The organism is Anabaena sphaerica FACHB-251 (genome assembly GCF_014696825.1).
Lineage (GTDB): Bacteria > Cyanobacteriota > Cyanobacteriia > Cyanobacteriales > Nostocaceae > RDYJ01.
This window is the reverse complement of record NZ_JACJQU010000044.1, coordinates 1-3,023: the sequence shown is the minus strand read 5'-3', so window position 1 is coordinate 3,023 and position 3,023 is coordinate 1. Positions and strand designations below refer to the sequence as shown.

Below are 3,023 nucleotides of genomic sequence, written 5' to 3'. Positions count from 1 at the left end.
GGTTAAATGGTGTGCGAAGTCTATCCGGCTTGAATCAATAACCTTGATCCGCCGGGGCTGATGTCGTTCAAATTTAGCTTAAAAATGTTGCAATAGCAGAACCATATACTGAGAAAAAGTAAACAAAAAACGCTGGGTTTTTCTGCTGGTTTGGGTGGTGTCTTCTTACTAGGGAGATGCACATTGCGACATGGCTTGCTATGCCCCAAACGTTGTTTTTTGGCGTTTGTTATAACTACTTGAGTGGCGTTGAATTGGCGCTGAGTTGGCATTCAATTGGCGTAGTATTGGGGTATAGCAACGATTGATAAAAAATTCCGCCATATCGCTTGAAACACTTATCCAAAGGTAATTTCAACGATTTTATAATTCCTCTCATTTAACATCTAAAACATTGCCTAGTTTGAGCCAATTTAGGCAATGTTTAATAACTACTCTTTGCAATCATCAGGGTTTTGGGCGTTTCTATGATGAGTTATCAGCTTCTGTTTTAGGCAATGAATAACTCGAAGAAAGAAACAGACCACTGGCTGCGATCGCTTCCTTCGCCCATCGCAAGAAGGCGGCTCATAAAGGAGCATCGCTTTTGGTTCACCGCATTTCACGCCAAATGGCGGAATTTTTTATCAATCGTTGCTATACCCCTGATTGATTCAACTTGAGATTTTTTTGTTGAACTCGAAGATGATCATGGGGAGAAGTTGAAAATTTCTCACGATGATTCTTATTGATGAGATGAGAAAGTGAACAAAAAAATAAAATTACCTTCTCAGTAGTGCATTTGTACAAAGAAGCATCTACATTAAAACAACAAACCATACTAAGGGAATTACTCGCAAAATTAGAAAAGCAATTTACAGAAACTGCCCTTCTTAGAGGCGATGATTCGGGAGAATATGCGCGAGTTGGGATATCATATAAATATATGATGGGGTTTCCATAAAGTTACCCAAATCTTGAAATTTTGCAAGTACATCTTGCACAAATATTAGAAAAAGATTGACACTATTTAAATCACAATGACTGAAATTACAGCTAACTATGATGAAACCTGGAAAGAAGCAATAGGAGATTATTTTGATTCATTTCTCGCCTTCTTTTATCCAGAAATATATCAACAAATAGATTGGAGTAAAACCCCCATTTCCCTAGATAAAGAATTAGAACAGATTACCGCATCTGCGGAGAGCGAAACACGCCATGCTGATAAATTATTTAAAGTGTGGTTATTAGATAAGCAAGAACTTTGGATATTAATTCATGTAGAAGTACAAAGTCAATATGATAAAGAATTTACCCAAAGAATGTTTATCTACAACTATCGAGCTTTTGATTTATATCAAAAACCCGTGATTAGTTTAGCCATACTAGGAGATGAAACTAAAAGCTGGCGACCTAATTCTTACCAGTATGGTTTAGGAAGTAGTCAATTAACCTTTAATTTTTCTATCGTCAAGCTGCTAGATTATCAATGGGAGGAGTTAGAGCAAAGTAATAATATTTTTGCTATAGTGGTAATGGCACATTTAAAGACTAAAGCCACTAACAGCAATTTGTCAGCTAGGGAACAGTGGAAATGGAACTTAGCTAGATTACTTTATGAAAGAGGTTATAACCGTAAAGAAATTGTTGATTTGTATAAAGTCATTGATTTAATGATGGCTTTATCTGAAGACTTACAATTAAGTTTTGAAGAAAAATTAGCTCATTATCAGGAGGAACGAAAAATGCCATTGTTAACTAACATTGAACAACGCGCTATAGAAAAAACCACCAAACAAACTCTGAAACAAAATATTTCTGATTTACTGGTTAGTCGTTTTGGTAATTTACCCGAAAATCTGTCCGGAGATATTGGAAAAATTCAGGATATAAATATTTTGAAACAACTTCTAATATCAACAATTAGCGTTAATTCTTTAGAAGAATTTGCACAGCTTGTTAACTCTCATTTACCAGAATCAGATTAATAAATGTAGGTTGGGTTAAGCAACGGCACAACCCAACAACAGCATTGATAATATACTTTGAGCTTGCACCGAATTAAAGATATTAAAATTCAGATATAGCAGTAGTTTGAAGTTGTCTTAATTATGTGCAGCTTCCAAGTAAAATAATATAACATAAAAATGTTAATCATCCCCAAACAATCCATCCAAATCCTGAGATGAAGCCTTACCTTGGATTAAAGTAGAAGGACGTTGTTTTTGTTGTCCATCTGATAACATATCTGACTCTACATCTGTCATACCATTGTGGGCATGATGATTAGCTGAACTCATCACTGGAGCAACAGTATTAACATAATTTGGCAGCACAAACTGTGGTTGTTCCACACCCAAAGCAAAGCGCAGATTACTACCATGTTTATTTAAAACATCCTGTGATTCCCAACAAGCAAAACGCAATTGTTCCGGCGTATATTCCCCACTGTGATATCGAGCCAAAGGTAACAAAGCGGCCACCAAAATATCCGACACCTTACGATTGACCTCTTCCTTTGATAGAGAATTCAAATAATCAACCACTTCCGCCATTGGTTCACCCTCATAAGGCTGAAGACGTAAACTTAAACTCTTACGTTTTTTCCTAATTTTATTCATTGATCCTTGCTTCCTCATGGCTTTAAACATCAAGTAAATCTGCTTTAAGATGTCAGTAAATTTGCTTGACAATTCAACTGAATCTATTTCTAGATGCAATTCAACCTGTTTGAGAATTGAACTAAACCTGATAATTCAACTTTTTCAATTACCAAAACAACCACTTGATTGTGTTTATACTGAGTTATTTCAATTGAATTTTATAGTGTAAATAGGGCAACTATTTCCATCCTCACTCCTTTTTATATCTCTGAAAGCAGACAATTAATCAAAGTAAATAACAGCTAACTATTTCCTCGTTTTCACTCCTTTTATCCCTCTAAAAGCAGACAATTAATCAAAAACAAAAACAGCTAACTATTCCCCCTGTCCACCAAATAATCAAACATCCCAAAGCAATCAACCAGCCTTTGAGAAATA

Annotated in this window: 2 protein-coding genes; one reads left to right on the top strand and one right to left on the bottom strand. The window is 35.5% G+C overall.

The window, feature by feature from the left end; all coding sequences use genetic code 11:
• Positions 1–1,019 precede the first annotated feature (1,019 nt).
• A complete protein-coding gene (locus tag H6G06_RS26950; RefSeq protein WP_190565124.1) occupies positions 1,020–1,970 on the top strand; it encodes an RpnC/YadD family protein in 951 nt (316 codons plus the stop codon).
• Between the two features lie 162 nt (positions 1,971–2,132).
• Here the strand turns inward: H6G06_RS26950 and H6G06_RS26945 are convergent, their stop codons facing one another.
• Positions 2,133–2,603: a hypothetical protein gene (locus H6G06_RS26945; RefSeq protein WP_190565123.1), complete on the bottom strand. Its 471-nt coding sequence runs from the start codon at positions 2,601–2,603 to the stop codon at positions 2,133–2,135.
• Between the last annotated feature and the right edge of the window lie 420 nt (positions 2,604–3,023).

Coding starts and splice junctions, on each gene's coding strand:
- H6G06_RS26950 (WP_190565124.1), top strand. CDS start 1,020: ATGACTGAAATTACAGCTAACTATGATGAAACCTGGAAAGAAGCAATA.
- H6G06_RS26945 (WP_190565123.1), bottom strand. CDS start 2,603: ATGAATAAAATTAGGAAAAAACGTAAGAGTTTAAGTTTACGTCTTCAG.